General features: G+C 69.6%; 13 protein-coding genes and 1 tRNA gene. 8 read left to right on the top strand and 6 right to left on the bottom strand.

Annotated elements, in window-relative coordinates:
- The first annotated feature begins 139 nt into the window (after positions 1 to 139).
- Positions 140 to 213 (top strand) — tRNA-Gly (locus EST92_RS24560).
- A gap of 468 nt (positions 214 to 681) precedes the next feature.
- Here the strand turns inward: EST92_RS24560 and EST92_RS24555 are convergent.
- The 3 genes from EST92_RS24555 to EST92_RS24545 form a co-directional block, all read right to left on the bottom strand.
- Positions 682 to 1521, bottom strand: coding sequence for a DUF418 domain-containing protein (locus EST92_RS24555; RefSeq protein WP_129282973.1), 840 nt, complete (start codon positions 1519 to 1521; stop codon positions 682 to 684).
- Positions 1522 to 1637: 116 nt separating this feature from the next.
- Positions 1638 to 2273, bottom strand: coding sequence for a response regulator transcription factor (locus EST92_RS24550; protein ID WP_254068990.1), 636 nt, complete (start codon positions 2271 to 2273; stop codon positions 1638 to 1640).
- A gap of 41 nt (positions 2274 to 2314) precedes the next feature.
- Positions 2315 to 3502, bottom strand: coding sequence for a histidine kinase (locus EST92_RS24545; protein WP_129282972.1), 1188 nt, complete (start codon positions 3500 to 3502; stop codon positions 2315 to 2317).
- Between the two features lie 350 nt (positions 3503 to 3852).
- On the opposite strand from EST92_RS24545, the gene EST92_RS24540 reads away from it, so the two are divergent.
- Entirely contained in the window at positions 3853 to 4440 is a 588-nt protein-coding gene (locus tag EST92_RS24540) for an ankyrin repeat domain-containing protein (RefSeq protein ID WP_275540897.1), read from the top strand.
- A gap of 432 nt (positions 4441 to 4872) precedes the next feature.
- Positions 4873 to 5310, top strand: a complete 438-nt coding sequence (locus EST92_RS24535; RefSeq protein ID WP_129282970.1) for a hypothetical protein — start codon at positions 4873 to 4875, stop codon at positions 5308 to 5310.
- Positions 5311 to 5984: 674 nt separating this feature from the next.
- On the opposite strand, the gene EST92_RS24530 is transcribed toward EST92_RS24535, so the two are convergent.
- The 3 genes from EST92_RS24530 to EST92_RS24520 form a co-directional block, all read right to left on the bottom strand.
- Complete coding sequence (locus EST92_RS24530; protein WP_254068988.1) at positions 5985 to 6464, bottom strand: ASCH domain-containing protein; 480 nt, start codon at positions 6462 to 6464, stop codon at positions 5985 to 5987.
- The gene (locus EST92_RS24525; protein WP_129282969.1) at positions 6461 to 8527 is read right to left on the bottom strand and encodes a GNAT family N-acetyltransferase; all 2067 of its coding nucleotides are present in this window, start codon (positions 8525 to 8527) and stop codon (positions 6461 to 6463) included. The genes EST92_RS24530 and EST92_RS24525 overlap by 4 nt, the downstream gene beginning before the upstream one ends.
- A 538-nt stretch (positions 8528 to 9065) precedes the next feature.
- Positions 9066 to 9605, bottom strand: coding sequence for a TetR/AcrR family transcriptional regulator (locus EST92_RS24520; protein WP_161981764.1), 540 nt, complete (start codon positions 9603 to 9605; stop codon positions 9066 to 9068).
- Positions 9606 to 10090: 485 nt separating this feature from the next.
- On the opposite strand from EST92_RS24520, the gene EST92_RS24515 reads away from it, so the two are divergent.
- The 5 genes from EST92_RS24515 (at position 10091) to EST92_RS24495 (ending at position 18316) form a co-directional block, all read left to right on the top strand.
- On the top strand, positions 10091 to 11488 hold the full coding sequence (locus EST92_RS24515) for an NAD(P)/FAD-dependent oxidoreductase (RefSeq protein ID WP_129282967.1): 1398 nt from the start codon (positions 10091 to 10093) through the stop codon (positions 11486 to 11488).
- Between the two features lie 276 nt (positions 11489 to 11764).
- On the top strand, positions 11765 to 12031 hold the full coding sequence (locus EST92_RS24510) for a GlsB/YeaQ/YmgE family stress response membrane protein (protein WP_129282966.1): 267 nt from the start codon (positions 11765 to 11767) through the stop codon (positions 12029 to 12031).
- A 399-nt stretch (positions 12032 to 12430) separates the two neighbouring features.
- The gene (locus EST92_RS32620) at positions 12431 to 13696 is read left to right on the top strand and encodes a serine/threonine-protein kinase (protein WP_129282965.1); all 1266 of its coding nucleotides are present in this window, start codon (positions 12431 to 12433) and stop codon (positions 13694 to 13696) included.
- A 14-nt stretch (positions 13697 to 13710) separates the two neighbouring features.
- Complete coding sequence (locus EST92_RS24500) at positions 13711 to 16074, top strand: bifunctional polysaccharide deacetylase/glycosyltransferase family 2 protein (protein WP_254068987.1); 2364 nt, start codon at positions 13711 to 13713, stop codon at positions 16072 to 16074.
- Positions 16075 to 16156: 82 nt separating this feature from the next.
- The gene (locus tag EST92_RS24495) at positions 16157 to 18316 is read left to right on the top strand and encodes a transglycosylase domain-containing protein (protein ID WP_129282963.1); all 2160 of its coding nucleotides are present in this window, start codon (positions 16157 to 16159) and stop codon (positions 18314 to 18316) included.
- Positions 18317 to 18357: the final 41 nt, after the last annotated feature.

Here is an 18357-nt window from a genome sequence, read left to right as displayed (position 1 = left end):
CGCCCCACCCGCAGAGCGCCCCCGCCCCCCGCCGGCCGGCACGCCGCCACACAGCCTCACGGGCACGCCAAATGCACCACGAGGTGGCGATGGGGTAGAGTGTGCGGCGATGTTCCACTCTCGACAGAGGCGGAATCACGCGGGTGTAGTTTAATGGTAGAACATGAGCTTCCCAAGCTCAGAGCGCGGGTTCGATTCCCGTCACCCGCTCCATATGAAAGCCCCAGGTCAGCGACCTGGGGCTTGTTTGTTGTCTAGACCTCTCTTGGGTGGGCGTGCCCTCCGCGTGCCCCAACTCCCCTCTACGGGCCGCACGGAGAGGGGCCGCACGACACCGCTGAAGCCACGCGTCGAGCAGCGTCTCGAATCCCGAGACGGGATTCCTGTGACCTGCACCACTAACGCGTCAAGTGGGTGTGAACTCACGTCTGCAAAGAGGGCGGTTTCCGGGCTTTAGGTAGCGCCCATCAGTTGCTGACTGGCCCACTGGAGTTCAGGTCTACGAGGGGGAACGTATGGAGTCGAGCGGAACGGAACTGGCCGAGGCGTTAAGGGCCGTTCGGGAGGGCCTCGCAGCAGCACAACGCGATGGCGAGGGGTCATCTCTCCGCTTCAAAGTCAGTGATGTCACGCTCGAACTCAGCATCGAGTTGCGACACTCGGCGCCTGCGAGCGGCGGGGTCAAGGCTTTCGTCGTCTCTGCTGACACACGTGGTGAACGGTGGCTGTCAGGTAGTTGGTGAGCGCCATGCGGCCGAGCGGTTCGAGGACGGCCGACAGCGCCGTGCCCAGCGGGGTGCGCAGCAGGAGGAGCAGGGTGATGGCGTAGGCGAGGGCGGCCAGGAGCCCGGCCCCGGCGGCGATCCGGGTGGCGTCGGTGGGGTCGGTGGCGTACTGCCACCAGACCGCCGCTGCGGCGGCGGGCGCGATCACCGCGAGCGCGGCGGCGAGCCGGCCGGTGCGGTGGTCGAGGGCGCCGGGGATGCCCATGCGGGCCACCCCGAGACCGAGCAGGAAGAGGCCCGGAATGGTGGCGAGGCCACCGGCGGCGAGCGTCACGGATGCCAGGGTGAGGCCGGTCCCGGCCACGAGGACGAGCGGGGTCGGCAGCCAGGTGGCGGGCAGCAGGGCGACCAGCCCGAAGACCGCGTACGGCCTGAGCGCCTCGCCCAGGTGCAGCAGCTGGTGGGCCGCCCCGAGGAGGCCGAGCGCGACCAGGCGCCGTACGAGGAGCAGCCGCGGCCGGTCCGAGCGGCGGGCGGCACCGTCGAGGAAGAGGGCGAAGCTGATCCCGAAGAGGAAGGAGAAGAGGGGGAAGAAGCGTTCCTGGACGGCCAGGTCCAGGAAGTGCCGGACGGGGTGGAGTTCTCCGGGGCGCGGCCCGAAGGCCATCTCGGTGATCTGCGGGATGTTGACGAGGAGGATCCCGCAGAAGGCGAATCCGCGGAGCGCGTCGAGCACACGGATGCGGGGCGGGGCGGGCGACGGTGTGGGCTGAGGGGCGTAGGTGATCTGCTGCATGCGACCCACGGTCGCCCGGCACGGGCAGGCGGGACCTCTGTCCTTCGGCCGGATTCGGCCGGTGTCCCGCGGCCGAACGGCCGAGGGAACGGCGGTCCGGTGTCAGGCGCAGGCGCTCAGCGGGAGCGGACCGCTCCCGTTTCCCAGGCCCAGGCGGCGATCTCCACGCGATTGCGGGCGCCCAGCTTGGTCTGGATGCTGCCGAGGTGCGTCTTGACCGTCCCCAGCGAGACGTACAGCTCCTGGCAGATCTCCTGGTTGGTGCGCCCCCGGGCGACCAGCCTGGCGACGTCCAGTTCCCGGCCGGTGAGCGGTCCTGCCCGATGCCCACCGGCTTCCGTGCCGGACGGGGGCTCCGGGTGTTGCCCCAGCCGTTCCAGAAGACGAAGCGTCACCGACGGGGAAACCAGCGCATCGCCACGGGCCGCGGCCCGGACCGCCTCCACCAACAGGCCGGGGCCGGCGTCCTTGAGCAGGAAGCCGCAGGCTCCGTTGCGGAGGGCGGTGTGGAGGTAGTCGTCCTGGTCGAAGGTGGTCACCACGACCACGCGCAGCGGATCGGCGGCCTCGGGACCGGTGAGGGCCCGGGTCACGTCCAGGCCGTCCAGCTTCGGCATCCGGATGTCCACCAGGCAGACGTCGGGCCGCAGCCGCCGGGCGGCCTCCACACACGCCGCCCCGTCGACGGCCTCGGCGATCACCTCGATGTCCGGTTGGGCGTCGAGGATGAGCCGGAAGCCGGTGCGGACCATGTCCTGGTCGTCGGCGATCAGCACGCGGATCGGAGAGCTGGTCACACGGGCGATCCTGCCACAGGGGCGAGCACCGGCAGGGTGACGGTGACGTGCCAGCCGCCGTCCCCGTCCGGCCCGGCGTCCAGGGTGCCCTCCACCGCCTCGACACGTTCGCGCAGGCCGACCAGGCCGAAGCCGCTGCTGCCCCCGACCGGGGCGGCGGAGCGAACGCCCGGCGGGGAGTTGTGAACCTCCACACGCAGGCGGCCCTGGGCGTCGATGTCGACGCGTACGGTCACGGCGGCTCCCGGGGCATGGCGGCGGACGTTGGTCAGAGCCTCCTGGACCACGCGGTGGACGGAGGTCTCCACCTCCGGTGCGAGCCGGGCGGCCCGGGCGGCGGCGGCGATTTCCAGGCGGGCCTGCGTGCCGTCGCCGGAGAACGCGGAGACGAGCCGGGCGAGTTCGGTGAGGATCTCGCCGGGGCGGGCGCCGTGATGGTCCTCTTCCCGCAGCACCCGCACCAGGCGTCTCATGGAGTCCAGGGTCTCGGATCCGGCGTGGGCGATGGTGTCCAGGATCGGTTCGATCATGTCGGGCGAGGTGCGGTGGATGGCGCGTGCCGCATTGGCCTGCACGATGATCCCGGTGACATGGTGAGCGACGAAGTCGTGCAGGTTGCGGGCGAGTTCGAGGCGTTCGTTGTGCCGTACCGCAGTCATCGCGCGCGCCCGGCGGGCGTCCAGCGTCCGCAGGTAGCACCCGAGACCGGCCGCCCCGCCGACGGCGAACGTCAGCACCAGGGCGATGTTGGGGTCCCAGGTCCACACACACCGCGCCGGAGAGACGATCACGGCCGCGCCGAGCGCTGCCGACAGGGCCAGGGCGGCGGAGGGGCGCTCCACCCGGCGGGCGGTGCGGGCCAGCAGGATCAGCAGGGCGGCACTCTCCAGCAGCCCCCACGTGGCGTTGGCGAGCGGCGTGTGCAGCGCGAACCAGGCGGTCAGGGCCAGGGAGCCGGCGGCTGCCGTCCCAGCACGCCACCGCAGCTCCGGCCGCCGGCCGGGAGCCAGCAGGAGCACGATGGCCAGCGGACCGGAGACCAGCGTGGGGATCCAGCCGTCCAGCCCGCCGTGCGGGTTTGCCGTGGCCACATAGTCGACCAGCCATAGCAGGGTGAGGACCGCGATGACCGACCCGGCGGCGAGTCCGCGGGCCACGCGGGGCAGGGGAGTGTCAGGTTCCACATATCAAGGCTACGGAAGAGCGGCCGGCAGGCAGCTCGGCCGAACGGCCGACGTCCGGTGCCGCAACCGGCCGGAAGGCCGAGGCGGCGGACCGCCGTGCCCCGGGAGGGTCGTGGGCATGGAGATTCCCGGTGTGATGAGGAAGGTCCCGGCGGTGCTCGCCGGGCCGTGCGTCACTTCGCGGGCACGCCGCTGGGCGTCCTGGACGGGGCCCGCCGCAAGGAGACGGTCGTCCTCACTCGCGGTTCTGGCCTGCGGTGCCGTGCTCACCGGATCCGCGGAACCTCGCCGGTGCACCGGCACCGGGCACCAAGTCTTCCGCACAGAAAGGGAGTCGTATGACCAGCCCCATGACCGAGCGGCTCATCAAGGCGCTGCACCTGAGACGGCATCGGCGAGTGGCGGCGCTCTTGCAGCAGGGGGCTTCGCCGTCGACGCCGGCAGCCGACGGGACGACGCCGCTGTACCTGGCCGCGGTGTCGGGGCGGGCGGACCTGGTACGGCTGCTGCTTGAGGCAGGGGCCGCACCCGACGAGGAGAGCAGGGGTGAGCCGGGCAGCGAGGGCCTGCCCCTGTGCGCGGCGGCCTGCCGCGGCGACGCCGGTGCGGTGCGCGAGCTGCTTGCCCACGGTGCCGACCCCAACCTGAGAGAAGACAACGCCACGGGCTCGACCCCCTTGATGTGGGCCATAGAGGGCGCCCACGTCGACATCGTCCGGCTCCTGCTCGCGGCGAACGCCGACCCCGATGCGGGCCACCACGGGCGCACCCCACTCATGCTCGCGGCCGAACAGGGGTCGACGAGGATCGTTCAGGCTCTCGTCTGCCACGGCGCCGACCCCCACCTCACGGATGCGCTGGGCCGCTCCGCACTGCAGACGGCTCGTGAGCGGGGCCACAAGGGCATCGAGACCGAGCTGCACAGGACGGCTGGCTGACTGGGCCGGGTAAAGGACACCGCACGAGCCATTCCCCGGGCCAACCGTCGCGAGGAACCGGCCACCCCATCACGGACCGGGTGACTCCGAGCTGTTCCCCGAGGGAACACGTTGCTTATTCCCTGGGAGAACACGCTGTCCGTTCCTTGGAGGAAGGGCATTGGTACGGCCGGCTTGTTCCGTTTCGGAATGGCCTCCTTGTTCCGAAACGGAACGGCCGGCTTGCTCCGTTTCGGAACAGCCTTCATGCCCCGAAACGGAACGGGCCTTAACGGTGATCGCCGCAGCTTGTCCTTGGCAAGGCTGAGGCACCGGAGGTTGGCGGACAGCACGTAGACGTCGACCACTGCTCACCTACCAATCCGGTGAACCAAGAACCGTGGCAAAGGTTTCTCCCCGTCAACCGACCCACCAGCCGGTGGCCATGCGTCTATGGACCTCCATGACTTCCTCTACCGGCACGAACTCGACCGCCGGCTGTCTCGCCTCTATGGGGACCCCGCAGCCAGCGATGAAGACTGGGTCACCATCCCCCAGGACGCCGAAGCAGCGCGAGCCCTACTGGGCACCGTCAGCCAGCTGACTGGTCACCGGGTCTTCGCCCGGATCGCGCGCTGCGCGCTGACCGCCTACGAGCGGTACGCCAGCCCCCAGACAGCGTCGAGCTACCCCTTGTATCGAGACACCGCCCTCCGCGAAGCGTTCGGAGACGAACTGGAGACGGCCTACCTGGACTGGGCGGCCATCATCCTGGAGGCCGTCCGCTTCCAGATGGGCGACGCCACCTTCGGCTCCTTCCTGCGTTGTGTCGTAGAGGCGGACGAGGCTTACGCCGCCCGCGCCGAGGAGCGTGCGGCAGCCGGCGTTTGAGGGGCGTTCCCCAAAGAGGCCCTCGAGGGGCCACCGCGATCATGCAGGCGTGGGAGAGCAAGCCTCCTCACGCCCGGGAAGGCTCACGAGATCGGTTCCTCCGCGCTCGTGCCCTGACCGTGCCCTCCAGCGCGGTCAACACCGGTCATAAGCGGTCCCGAGAAGCACCCCCCACATCGGCCCACAGGTAGCGTTTCCGCAGGTCAGGCAGTACGCTAGGGTGTCGTGCCCGGTGATTCCCAAGCTCAGAGCGCGGGTTCGATTCCCGTCACCCGCTCCATACGGAAGCCCCAGGTCAGCGGCCTGGGGCTTGTTCGTTGTCTAGACCATTTCGCGACCGCGTGCCATTCGCGTGCCATAACGCACCGATTGCCGCGCCGAATTGGCACCCGCAACTTCTTCCACGGCGACTTGATCGGCCGTCTCCCGAATCGCGAAACGCGATCTGCATGACCTGCGTCACGCACCGCTGGGTGGCCTGCAACGATGCACCCGCGAATGGCTCCGGCATTGCCGCGCTGAGGCAGTGCTGCACCGCCTGCAGTTGAGCGCGTGCCATCGAACGTCGAGCGCCCCCTGCATGCGTGAGGAACTGTGAAAGTCCAGGTGCGCTCTCGGAGAAGGCCGGCGGCGTGCGCCGGGCCGACGAATCGTCAGCCCGGCTCAGCTCCCGTCTACGCCGGTACGGGGTCTCCCAGAATTTCGCGGAGGACCGTACCCGCGGACGGTGAGGCTTCGGCTACCTGCCTCAGCGTCTCGTCCTTGAGGTACCGGTAGCTCTGGGGCGGATGGAAGGTCCCAGCGGCGCGCAGAGCGCTGAGCGGCACCGGCTCCTCGAAGGGCTGCGGCTCTTCGAGAGTCAGTCCGCTGGCCTGGGTGGCACCGCTCATGTACTCGTCGAATTCCCGTCGACTGATGCCTGTTTGGGAACGGTGAGCGCGCCACACATCCTGCGGGGAGCCGACCTTGACCGCCGCGATGCGCGCCAACCCCACCAAGGCCATCGTGGGGGCAGTGGCGTAGAGGACGACGGTGGTACCGGGGGGCGCGGCGACACGCTGTCGGCGCACCTCGACCGTCTTGCTGCCCGCCAGGATCGCGGTGGCGAAGCGGGGGTGTACGGACAGCAGCATCGGGCGGTCCAGATCGTTCACGTCCTTCGGTGTCCCTCTTCGTAGACCGCCTGGAACAGCCGGTTGCTGATCTTCGACAGCGACTGCAGCGAAAACTGTAGTCCCAGGCTTTCGGCCAGTGAGTTCAATCGCCGGAGCGACACTGCCCTCGGAAAGATCTCGGTATCCGAAAACCTCAAGGCCATCGCACGGCCTGAAGCATCGCGGCGAGCGATTGCGCGTACCTGCTCCCGACCATATACGCCCAGGTGTTCGAATTTCGAGTGCAGGGCATCCGGCGCGTCGATCACCACCTCATCCAACTGAGAGCAGCCGATGACCATTTGGCCCTCTTCGTAGGAGGAGCCCTTGCTCACGTACCAGAGCAGGCGTGCCGGGACGCTCTCACCACGGCGCCCGGAGGAACGGTAGTAGACGTGTTCCCTGCTGATCCCCAGTTCATCGGGGCGTGGCAGCAGCGTCGCAGGGGTGTTGAACAGCTCGGTGGACCAGCGGGGTTCGATCGGCACCAGGAAGGACGGCATCAGGGAGTCCATGACCTTTGCCGGCCACCAGGCCCGCTCAACGAAGCCGGCCACCTCGGCCGGCAACCCGGCTTCAAGCGCCGTCTCCTCACGCCCCAGCTCACGGGCCGCCTCGCCGGCCACGGCTGCCACCTCTTGGGCGCTCCCGCAGACGTCGACCAGCAGGGACGCCGGTCCGCCATCGTGCTCGAAGAACCCATCATCACCCGCGGCTGCCCTGGTGGCGGGTGACAGGAAAGCATCAGTGACTCGCACGGCTTGGGCCCCGCACTCCCGCCCGAGACGTTTCAGTGAGAACAGCATCTGCCGCGCGAGCGTCTCTTCCAGGGGGTGCGCCGCGGTCCGCAGCACCGGCACATTCAATGTGCGCCCGTCCATCGCCCATGCGTAGAGCGCGACCGGACGGCCATGACCGTCCCGAAGCAGTTCGCGGTTCCACACGACCGTGTCCGCAGCCAAGGCTTGCAGCCGCTTGGCGAACGCCGAACCTGTGTCGTCTCCTGACTGGTCGAAGAACGCGACGAGTTCGGCCTCTGCCCCGGGCGACACCTTACTGGCGCGGAACTCCGTGCCCATGAGGTCGGCCGGCCGGTACATCTGGGCCTGTCGCAACTCGTCCACATGAAGCGTCACCGACGACGGTGCCACCACCTTGACCCTGGCGACGCTCCAGGCGACATCAGCCAGTTGCAGCAGCAGTGGATCCCGGGTGACAAGAACCTGCAGGCCGGCGCACGAGGTCTCGGCCACGTACTGCAGGCGTGGCAGCAGCTCGGAGTCAGCTGGCAGGTCGTGAACCTCGGACGTCCGAGCCGCCTCCAGCAACTCGTGACATCGTGATGCCGCCGCCTCTGCGTCCGGGGTGACCCGACGCAACCCGTGGGAGGCAGCCCGCTGATGCTTGCGCTCCGCCGTGTCGGCGATGGCCCGCAGGTCGTGCAGAAGTTGCGGCGTGAAGGCGATTTCGATGAGGTCAGCCAACCAGCCGGCGTCAAGGGCCTGCGACTGTGCCGCTTCGCTCACCGGTGACCGCCCCCGCAGATCGGCGAACACGCCGTGGTCCACGGTCACGACCAAGAGCGCTTCGCTTTCCACGTCGGCGAAGAGGTCCGGATGACCGTGGTCGAGCCACCACCCGTCCAGGGTCTCCCCGTCCTGTCCGCGCCCACGCACCTCCCCTTGCGGAACGAAGCCCAGGCTCGTCCACATATCGCTGAGCCCGTAGTCACGACGGCACTTCGCCTTGATCCCCAGTCGATCCGAGTGCCTGCGCCGGATCTCCTCCACCAGCAGCCGTGCCGCGCCCTTCCCCCGGTGTTCCTTCGCGATGCACAGGTGCGCGAGCCGGACATGCGGACTCCGCTTCGGGAGCCCGAAGAGCGCGTACCCGACCACCTCGCCCTCGTCGACTGCGACGAGCAGCCCGCCGTCGCTCGCGTGCTTGCGGTACGCGGGTGGCGTGAGCAACCCGAGCGTCTTGGTGTAGCGGTCGCCCAAGGCCACGGCCGCATCGATTAACTCGGCTTGTGTCTCCGCCACAGGCAGGATCTTGATCGCCATGAGTCCCCCTCCGAATGAACTTGCCACTGGCCAGTTCGGCTCTCGTGTCCGTACATACAGGGAAAGACACGCCAGCCCAAGACCGCCTTCGATCAAGGACGGACGAGAAATGGGTACGGCAAAGGCCGGGCCGACTTCTCGTCGACCCGGCCCAGGCCACCGATCAGCCTCTTTACCGCTCGGCCGACTCGGTCGAGGGGGACGGTCAGCAGTGGACTCCCACCGGTGTCGCTGCGGACCACACGGCAACCGCACAGGAGACCGGCCCGGACGACGCCGCCCGCCGGGCAGAAGCCGTGAACCTACCCCGCTTCAGCGCACTGCCTTGGGCCCCTGAACCATGGCGGTCGGCACAGGGCTTCCGAAGGCCCTGAGCTGCTCCCGTCACGCGAAGCGTCCGCCTCGCCATGTTCCGCCCGGGCAGGCGCTTCGCTGTACGGGCTCGACAAACGCCTGGGTCCTGGCCGAGACACCACGTTCAGTCAAGATCCGCCTCGCCGCCGCACACCCTTCTCCCTCACGCCGCCCGCGGCACCATTCAGGCGGTCGCGCCGTGCAGGAGGATCGCGTTGATGAAGTCCGGGGCTTGGCGGGCGCCCATGTGGCCTTCGAGCGTCAGCTCCCATGCGGTCTCGGCCAGGCCGCAGAATGTCGAGGCCAGCCAGGTGGCCGGCATGTCGTTGCGCAGCAGCCCGGAGCTCTGGCCGCGTTCCACCAGCGAGGCGGTCCGCTTGAAGACCGCCCTGGCCCGCTCGCTGGCCTCGGGCACGCCCAAGACCTCAGGTTCCACGTAGACGAAGTTCCACAGCTGGGCGAACGGCTTGTACTCGGCGACCACTGTGGCCAGCACCTGCTTCATGGGCGCGGTGTCGACTTCGGCCCGGGCCAGAACCCGGTCGCAGTCGTCCAGGATCTTCTCGGCCATCGCCTGCACCAGCAGCTGCCGTGTGGGAAACAAGCGGAGCAAGGTCGCCCGGCTGATGCCCGCGCGCACCGCGATGACCTGCATCGAAGCCCCTCGGTCTTTGGCGAGGACCGCCGTTGCCGACTCCAGTACCTCCGCCGCGGCGGTACGCATAGTCGCGCCACTCTCCATTGCCTCTTTTGAAGCACTGATGCTTCAATGTATCCTCTGAAGTGTCAGTGACATTGTACTGAAGGGGGGTGTCACTGTTGTCCCGCAGCCGGACCAGTTGAGCAATCGCCACGGTGAGGCACCATCTCTCCGCTGAGCGCCCCGCGCCACCGACGCGGATCGTCCGGGCGCCCAGCAGGAGCACCACCAGCCCAGCCCCGGGCACTTCCATGCCATCGGCGCACTGAGCACGGATGCCCGTTTCGGCCACGCCCCATCGGTGACGCGGCGGAGCAAGAGCGGCGCGCGAAGCTCGCGCCACGCGCAGTGCCGACCAGCACGTACATGAGCGTGGGGCCTGTAGCTGCCCGAACGGATCGGGCAGCCCGCTGAAGCCGGCGCCCCTTTCCACCCAGAGCCTGCCGCCGCTCGCGGCTGAGCGTTCGTCGAGACCTCTCGAAGACAGATCACGGATCGGTATCTCAGTCATGACCATGCACCGCCGACGATTCCTGCAGAACGCGGGCCTGAGCCTGCCCGGCCTCGCCGCCCTCACGTCCCTGTCTGCCTGCAAGGTCAGCGCGACCGATGCGAACACGTCAGCCTCGTCCGAGGGTGAACGGGTGATCGTCGTCGGCGCCGGGATCAGCGGCCTTGCCGCAGCCCGCCACCTGGCCGAGCAAGGGAAGGACGTAGTGGTCCTCGAAGCGCGCAACCGGATCGGCGGCCGCATCTGGACCAGCGAGAAGTGGGCCGGTGTGCCGCTCGACCTCGGCGCCTCATGGATCCACGGCATCGACGGCAATCCGATCGCCGCGCTGGCCGCGAAGGCCAAAGCACGGACGGTCGTGACCAACCCCGACAGCTCCACCGACTACCTCGCCGACGGCAGCGAGGTCGACGCTGCCCGGGCGAAGGCGATCGAGGGCTGGCAGAGCAAAATGGAGGACGCTCTGGCCTCGTACCAGGAAGGCGCGGACAAGGACGCGACGGTGCGCAGCGTGGTGGAGCATGCGCTGGACTGGTCCTCGCTGTCGGACGATGACAAGACCCTGATCTCGTTCGGACTGAACGACTACGAGCACGAGTACGCGGGCAGCGTGGGCCAGATGTCGGCCCTGCACTTCGACAGCGGGGCGGATATCAAGGGCAAGGACGTGCTGTTCACCGGCGGCTACCGCCAGATCAGCGATCTGCTCGCGCGGGGGCTGTCCATCCGGACCGGGCACGTCGTCGAACACATCGACTGGGACTCCAGCGGCGTGACGGTCGGCACCAATAAAGGCACGTTCCACGCCGGCCAGGTGGTGGTGACGCTGCCGCTGGGCGTACTGCAGAGCGGCGCGGTCACGTTCGGCTCCAGCCTGCCCGCGTCCAAGCGCATCGCCATCGACAAGCTCGGCATGGGGGTGCTCAACAAGTGCTACCTCCGCTTCCCCAAGGTGTTCTGGCCGGGCACCGACTGGATGACCTACGTGCCGGATGTGGACAAGTACGGCCAGTGGGAACAGTGGATCAACATCAGCCGCCCCACCGGCCAGCCGGTACTGCTCGGCTTCAACGCCGCCGATTTCGGCCGCACGATCGAAGGCTGGAGCGACACCCAGATCGTCAACAGCGCCATGGGAACGCTGAGAACCATCTTCGGCAGTGGCATCCCTGGCCCTGTCGGCTACCAGATCACCCGCTGGGCGTCCGACCCGTACGCGCAAGGCTCGTACTCGTTCAACAAGATCAACTCCACACCGGCCATGCGCGACCATCTCGCCGCCAGCGTGGACGACCGTGTGCACTTCGCCGGCGAGGCGACGCACCGCAACTCCTACCAAACCGTCCACGGCGCCTACCTGTCGGGAATCCGCGCCGCCAAGGAAATCGCGGACTGAAAGAGTCGGCCTTGGCGGCGTCCCCGCCTTCCACATCCTTCAATGGCCGGCCCGGGCCTCCCAGACGCGACGCCGACCCGAGGCTCTGCGAAATCGACCGAGAGTTGCAGACACTCCTCGCCACCCGGACCGACGCCTGCCCCACCTGCCACCGCGACATCTCCACACCCACACCACCTGACCAAGCACTGTTCAGTGCTTGCGTGAACAAGCGAACCAAGGGTCGGTCTCCGGCGCACTCAGCGCGGGTCCCGACCCGACGGGAGGAACAACACCGTGGGCATCATCAGCTGGATCATCCTCGGCCTGCTCGCCGGAGCCATCGCCAAGATGCTGCTGCCCGGCCGTAACCCGGGCGGCCTGCTCGGCACCACTCTCATCGGCGTCGCCGGCGCCTTCGTCGGCGGCTTGCTCTCCGCCCGCTTCCTCGACCGCCCGGTGGAGGAGGACTTCTTCGACCTCTACACCTGGGGCGCCGCGATCGCCGGTTCCCTGGTGCTGCTCATCGGCTATCGCAGCTTGGCCGGCAACTCCAGCGAATGACCCGCCATTGCCGTAAAGCTCGCCGAAGACCATCGTCGTCCCGGCAGGAGTTCCACATCTGGCCGAGGCTCTGGCAGGGCACGTCGTTGTCGTGGATCCAGGCTTGCGACAACTGCGCTCAGTCTCGGCGCCTCCGTGCTCAGCAGAACATTGCCGCCCTGGACGGCGACAAACCGATGGTTCGTCCCTTCGCCCCCTGTCAGTTCCGCGCCACCGGCAGGCCGCCGCTGAGCCAGCGCATCCTCGCAGCGCCTTCAACCGCTCGACGAGGACGGCAGCCCCGCTCATCGCCCTCACCCGGCCGAGCAGGTCAACGACCGCCTCGGGGGAGTTCTGACCTAGCCGCCCCGCCCGCCGCAACGCCCCGCGTCCCAACCGCTCGACCCGCTGGGAGCCAGCATGACCGCAGAGCCCTTCGGAGCCCCGTCACCCTCGCCCTTCGAGGCGCTGTCCCCGGACGATCCCCGCGAGATCGGCGGCTACCGCGTCTGCGCGCGGCTCGGCGCGGGCGGCATGGGCCGCGTCTACCTGGCCTATACCGCTGGCGGGCGCCCGGTGGCACTCAAGGTGGTCCGGCCCGAACTCGCCGAGGATCCCGGGTTCCAGCACCGCTTCGCCCAGGAGGTCGCCAGCGCCCGGCGAATCCACGGCCTCTACACCGCCCAGGTGGTCGACGCGGGCACCGACGCCACCAGCCCCTGGCTCGCCACCACCTTCGTGCCCGGCCCCTCCCTCCAGCAGGTCGTCCACCGTCACGGCCCGCTGCCCGAACGGACTCTCCTGCTGCTCGTCGCCGGTATCGCCGAGGCCCTTCAGGTGATCCACGCCGCGGGTGTCGTCCACCGCGACCTCAAGCCCGGAAACGTCCTTGTCGCCGCCGACGGCCCCCGGGTCATCGACTTCGGCATCGCCCGCGCCGCCGACGCCAGTCCGCTCACCGGCACCGGCCTGCGCATCGGCTCGCCGGGATTCATGGCTCCCGAACAGGCCCTCGGGCTACCTGCCACCCCGCCCACCGACGTCTTCGCCCTGGGCTCTTCGATCGCCTACATGGGCTCCGGCGCGTCCCCCTTCGGCGACGGGCCCGAGTCCGTCTCCCTCTACCGAGCGATACACGAAGAGCCTGACCTCTCCCACCTTCCGCACGGACTGCACGAGTTGGTCCGGCTCTGCCTGGCCAAGAACCCCGAGGACCGGCCGGACACGGCCTGGCTGATCGAGGCCGCCCGCCGCCACCCCGCAACTGGCGGCGAACTCCGCTTCTTCGACGGCTGGTTGCCCCAGCAGGTCAGCAACGATATCCACCGCCACACCGACCTGCCGACCACAGTTCCCCCGCCCGCGACCCTCCTCGACCCGGCCCGGTTCGCGGCCGATGCCCCGGCCGCACCCGCCCTTCCCGCCTCGGCGCCCAGCCAACCGCAGCCGACACCCGCCAGACACAGAGACGCGACCACCGCACGCCGAGGCGCCCGCACCGCGCTCCTGACGACCGCTGCCCTCCTCGTCAGTGCCGCAACGACCTTTGCCCTGCTCAATTCCGATTACTTCGACGACCCCGGCGGCCAGAACGTCTCCGCCACCGGCAGCCTCACCCCGACCGCCGCCCCTGCCCACTCCTCCAAGGGGCGCGCCCTCGGCTCGTCCCACAAGCCCGTGAAGTGAGCCAAGGCCCCGACGTGACCGACCGCCGACACCGCGACGCCCCCGGCCGCCGCCCCGACCGCACCGGCCGGATCACCCCCCGCGCCCACTGGCTCCTGCTGAGCGTGCTCGCGGTGACCCTGTCGGCGGCCCTCCTGCTCCAGGGCTACACCCAGCACATGTTCGGGATCACCTCGGACGCCGTGACCGGCGCCCGGGGACGGCACGGGACGGTGCCCCGTCAGGTGACCCACGGCGGCCCCGTGATCGCGGACGCCGCCACCTCCGCGCACACCGCCCGGGTCGCGGACCGCACCCTCGCGCTCACCTTCGACGACGGACCCGACCCCGTCTGGACGCCGCGCATCCTGGACGCGCTGCGCCGCAACCATGTGCACGCGACGTTCTTCGTCGTCGGAACCCAGGTCGTGGCCCACCCGGAGCTGGTCCGCCGGATCGTCGCCGAGGGCCACCAGATCGGCATCCACACCTTCACCCATCCCGACCTGGCCCGCCTCGCCCCCTGGCAGCGTTCCCTGGAGCTGCGGGAGACGCAGCTGGCGGTGGCCGGCGCCGCCGGGGTCACCACCGCACTGCTCAGGCCGCCGTACTCCGCGCGGAACGACGCACTGGACGACGCCGACTGGTCCGTCCTCAAGCAGGCGGACAGGGCCGGCTATGTCACGGCGCTCACCACACAGGACGCCGAGGACTGGCAGCGTCCCGGTGCGGACCGCATCGTCGCCCGTGCCACCCCCCACGGCCACGCCGGGCAGCTCGTGCTGATGCACGACGGCGGTGGTGACCGGTCACAGACCGTCGCCGCGCTGAACACCCTGATCCCACGGCTCAAGATGCACGGCTTCCGGTTCGCGACGGTCGGCGCCTCGGTCGGCATGGCCGAGCCGGTCCGGTACGCCGGGCTCGGCGACCATCTGCAAGGCCTGGCCCTCATCGAGCTGCTCCGGGCCGGCGACCGGACCGTGTGGCTGCTCGGCGTGCTGCTGTGGGTGGCCGGAGCGATCAGCGTGCTGCGCGCGGCGGTGTTGGTGATCGCGGCCCGCCGGCACCGGCGGCTGCGGACGGCGGGCCGCGGCCGGTCCTGGGGGCCGCCGGTGACCGAACCGGTCAGCGTCATCGTCCCCGCGTACAACGAGAGCGCCGGGATCGAGGCGGCCGTGCGCTCACTGCTCGCCTCGGACCACCCGGTGGAGATCATCGTGGTGGACGACGGTTCCACCGACGGCACCGCCGACCTGGTGGAGTCGCTCCACCTGCCGGGGGTGCGGGTGATCCGGCAGCGGAACGCGGGCAAGCCCGCCGCGCTCAACACGGGACTCGCCGTCGCCTCCTGCGAGCTGGTGGTCATGGTCGACGGCGACACGGTCTTCGCCCCCGACACCGTCCGCACGCTCGTGCAGCCCTTCGCCGACCCCGGGGTGGGCGCCGTCTCGGGCAACGCCAAAGTCGTCAACCGCGGTGGCCTGCTGGGCCGTTGGCAGCACATCGAGTACGTGGTCAGCTTCAACCTCGACCGCCGCCTGTTCGACCTCGCCGAGTGCATGCCGACCGTCCCGGGGGCGGTCGGCGCGTTCCGCCGCCGGGCGCTGTTCGCCCTCGGCGGCGTCAGCGACGTCACCCTCGCCGAGGACACCGACCTCACCATGGCGCTGTGTCGCGCCGGCTGGCGTGTGGTCTACGAGGAGGGCGCGGTGGCCTGGACGGAGGCGCCCGCGTCACTGAGCGCCCTGTGGCGGCAGCGGTACCGCTGGTGCTACGGCACGCTCCAGGCGATGTGGAAGCACCGCGGCGCTCTGGTGCAGCGCGGCGCCGCCGGAAAACTGGGCCGACGCGGCCTGGTCTACCTCCTCCTCTTCCAGGTACTGCTGCCGCTGCTCGCACCCGTCGTGGACGTCTTCGCCCTCTACGGGCTGCTCTTCCTCGACCCGGTCCGGATCATCGGGCTCTGGCTGGCCTTCCTGCTGCTGCAACTCCTGGTGGGCCGGTACGCGTTCCGCCTGGACGGGGAGCGGCCCGGCCCGCTGTGGAGCCTGCCCTTGCAGCAGTTCGTCTACCGGCAGCTGATGTACCTGGTGGTGATCCAGTCCGTCTTCACCGCCGTCGCGGGCTCCCGCCTGAGATGGCAGCGCATGGAGCGGTACGGCAGCCTCCGGGCGGCGGTGGGCCCGGAAGCGCCCGGCAGCGTCCTGCCTCCGCCGGCTCCCGGCTCCGCACACTCGGCGCCGTACGACCGTGTGCCGCGGCAGGCGCCGTACGACCGTCGGCCGCAGCAGGCGCCGTACGACCCCTTCCACCAACTGGCACCGTACGACGGCCTTCCGCAGCCCCCGCCCCACAACGGTCACCGGCAGCCGCCGCCCCACCACGGTTACCGGTAGCACCGCACCGCACGACACCGCAGACCCACCAAGTAGCACCGAGTTACACCGAGTTGTACCGAGAGGACAGTGATCCGAGCCCATGAGCGGACACCGACGCCGACCGTCGCAGCAGTCCCACGGCGACAGGCTTGTCGAGGGCGTCCGCACCATCGGCACGCGTGCCGCACGGAACCTGCCCTTCGGACCGGGCACGTCAGGCCGTGCGCGGAGACCGGAGCCGGAGCAGCGACAGGGGAGACGGTGGATCGACTACCCGCGCCGGGGCAGGACGGGCCCGCGCCGCTGGCTGCCGTCGGTACGCCAACTGCTGGCGGTCTTCCTGCTCTTCTTCGGCTGTACGACAGCGGCCGTGGGCTATGCCTACGCCACGGTCACCATCCCCGACCCCAACCCCAGGACGCTGCTCCAGAACAACGTCTACTACTGGTCGGACGGCAAGGTCCTGGCCACCGACGGCAGCGTCAACCGGCAGAACATTCCGGTCTCGCAGGTCCCCGCCGACGTGCGGTGGGACTTCATCGCCGCGGAGAACGCCTCCTTCTACACCGACCCGGGCATCGATCCGCAGGGCATCCTCCGCGCCGTCTTCCACATGGCCGAGGGCGGCTCCGTGCAGTCCGGGTCGACGATCACCCAGCAGTTCGTCAAGAACACCTACCTCGACCAGTCGCAGACGGTCTCGCGGAAGCTCAAGGAACTGCTGATCTCCACCAAGATCGGTGCCGCGATGGGCAAGCAGCAGATCCTCCAGGGGTATCTGAACAGCTGCTTCTTCGGCCGGCAGGCCAACGGCATCCAGGCCGCGGCGCGCATGTACTACGGCGTTCCGGTGCAGAAGCTCAACGCGAGCCAGGGAGCCTTCCTCGCCGCGGCGGTCAACGAGCCGAGCCTCTTCCAGCACGCGGACTCCGACCCCACGGCCAAGGCGAAGGCAAAGGCCCGCTGGTCCTGGGTGCTCGACCGGATGGTGAAGATCGGCAAGCTGACGCCGGGTCAGCGCGCACGGTACGCGGCCGAAGGGTTCCCGACACCCAGGAAGTGGACCCTCGGTTCGGGACTCCCGGGTCAGACCGGCTACCTGGTCCAGCTCGCCCGGTCGTACGCCCAGGCACATGACCCGAGCATCACCGACGGCAGCCTGAGCAGGGGCGGCTACCAGATACACACCACCTTCGACAGGAAACGGACCGCGGCACTGGCCAGGGCCGTCGCCAAGGTCCGTGCGCAACGCCTCGACCCCGCCCACCGGTCGGTCGACCGGAACGTGCAGGTCGGAGCGTCCTCGGTCGATCCCAGGACCGGCAGGATCCTCGCCGTCTACGGCGGCTCCGGCTTCGGCCACGGCCACTACTCGGACAACGCCGACACCACCGGCGTCCCGGTGGGCTCGACGTTCAAGCCCATCGTCCTCGCCGCCGCGCTCCAGCACCGCGCCGTACTGAAACCCGGCGACCCCCCGGCGCCGATCACCCCGGCCAGCAAGTTCAACGGTGACGACGGCATCAAGATCAAGGACCAGCAGGGCACCTACGTCACCGACGACAAGGATCCCACCGGCCTCCTCCACCAGCACAACGACACCCGCCGGCGCTGGGGCTACATCACCCTGCGCAAGGCGATGGAGCAGTCGGTCAACACGCCGTACGTGCAACTGGGGGAGGACGTCGGCCACCCGAACGTGGTGAGCACGGCGCGGGCCCTCGGCCTGCGCCCCGACAGCCTGGCCGCCCCCAGCGCCGGCTTCTACATCGGTACCTCGACACCGAGCGCCATCCGCATGGCAGGCGCCTACGGGACCTTCGCCGCCTCCGGTATGCGGGCCACCCCCTACTCGGTGACCAAGGTGACCCACAACGGCTCCGCCCTCCCCGGCTTCACCGCCCCCGCCCCCGTACGGGCGCTGCAGAGCGCCATCGCCGACAACGTGACCGACGTCCTCCGGGGCGTCATAGCCAAGGGCACCGGCACCAAGGCCCAGGCCCTCGGCAGGACGGCCGCGGGCAAGACCGGAACCACCGACGACTACCACTCGGCCTGGTTCGTCGGCTACACCCGCCAACTGTCCACTTCTGTGGTCCTCTTCCGCGAGGACCCGGCCCACCCCCAGCTGCAGTCCCTGGTGGGCGTCGGCGGCCTGCAGAAGGTGTTCGGCGGCGACATCCCCACCGACATCTGGACCCGGTACATGACCGACGCCCTCACCGGCCTCCCCGACACCCCCTTCAGACCGGAGGTGTGACAGCGCTCGACGCCCGAGGCCGCCCAGCTACCGCCGGTGGC

The organism is Streptomyces sp. TM32 (genome assembly GCF_004122755.1).
In the GTDB taxonomy this organism is placed as follows: Bacteria; Actinomycetota; Actinomycetes; order Streptomycetales; family Streptomycetaceae; genus Streptomyces; species Streptomyces sioyaensis.
Note: the sequence above shows the minus strand (reverse complement) of the source record. Positions and strands in the feature narration are given on the sequence as shown.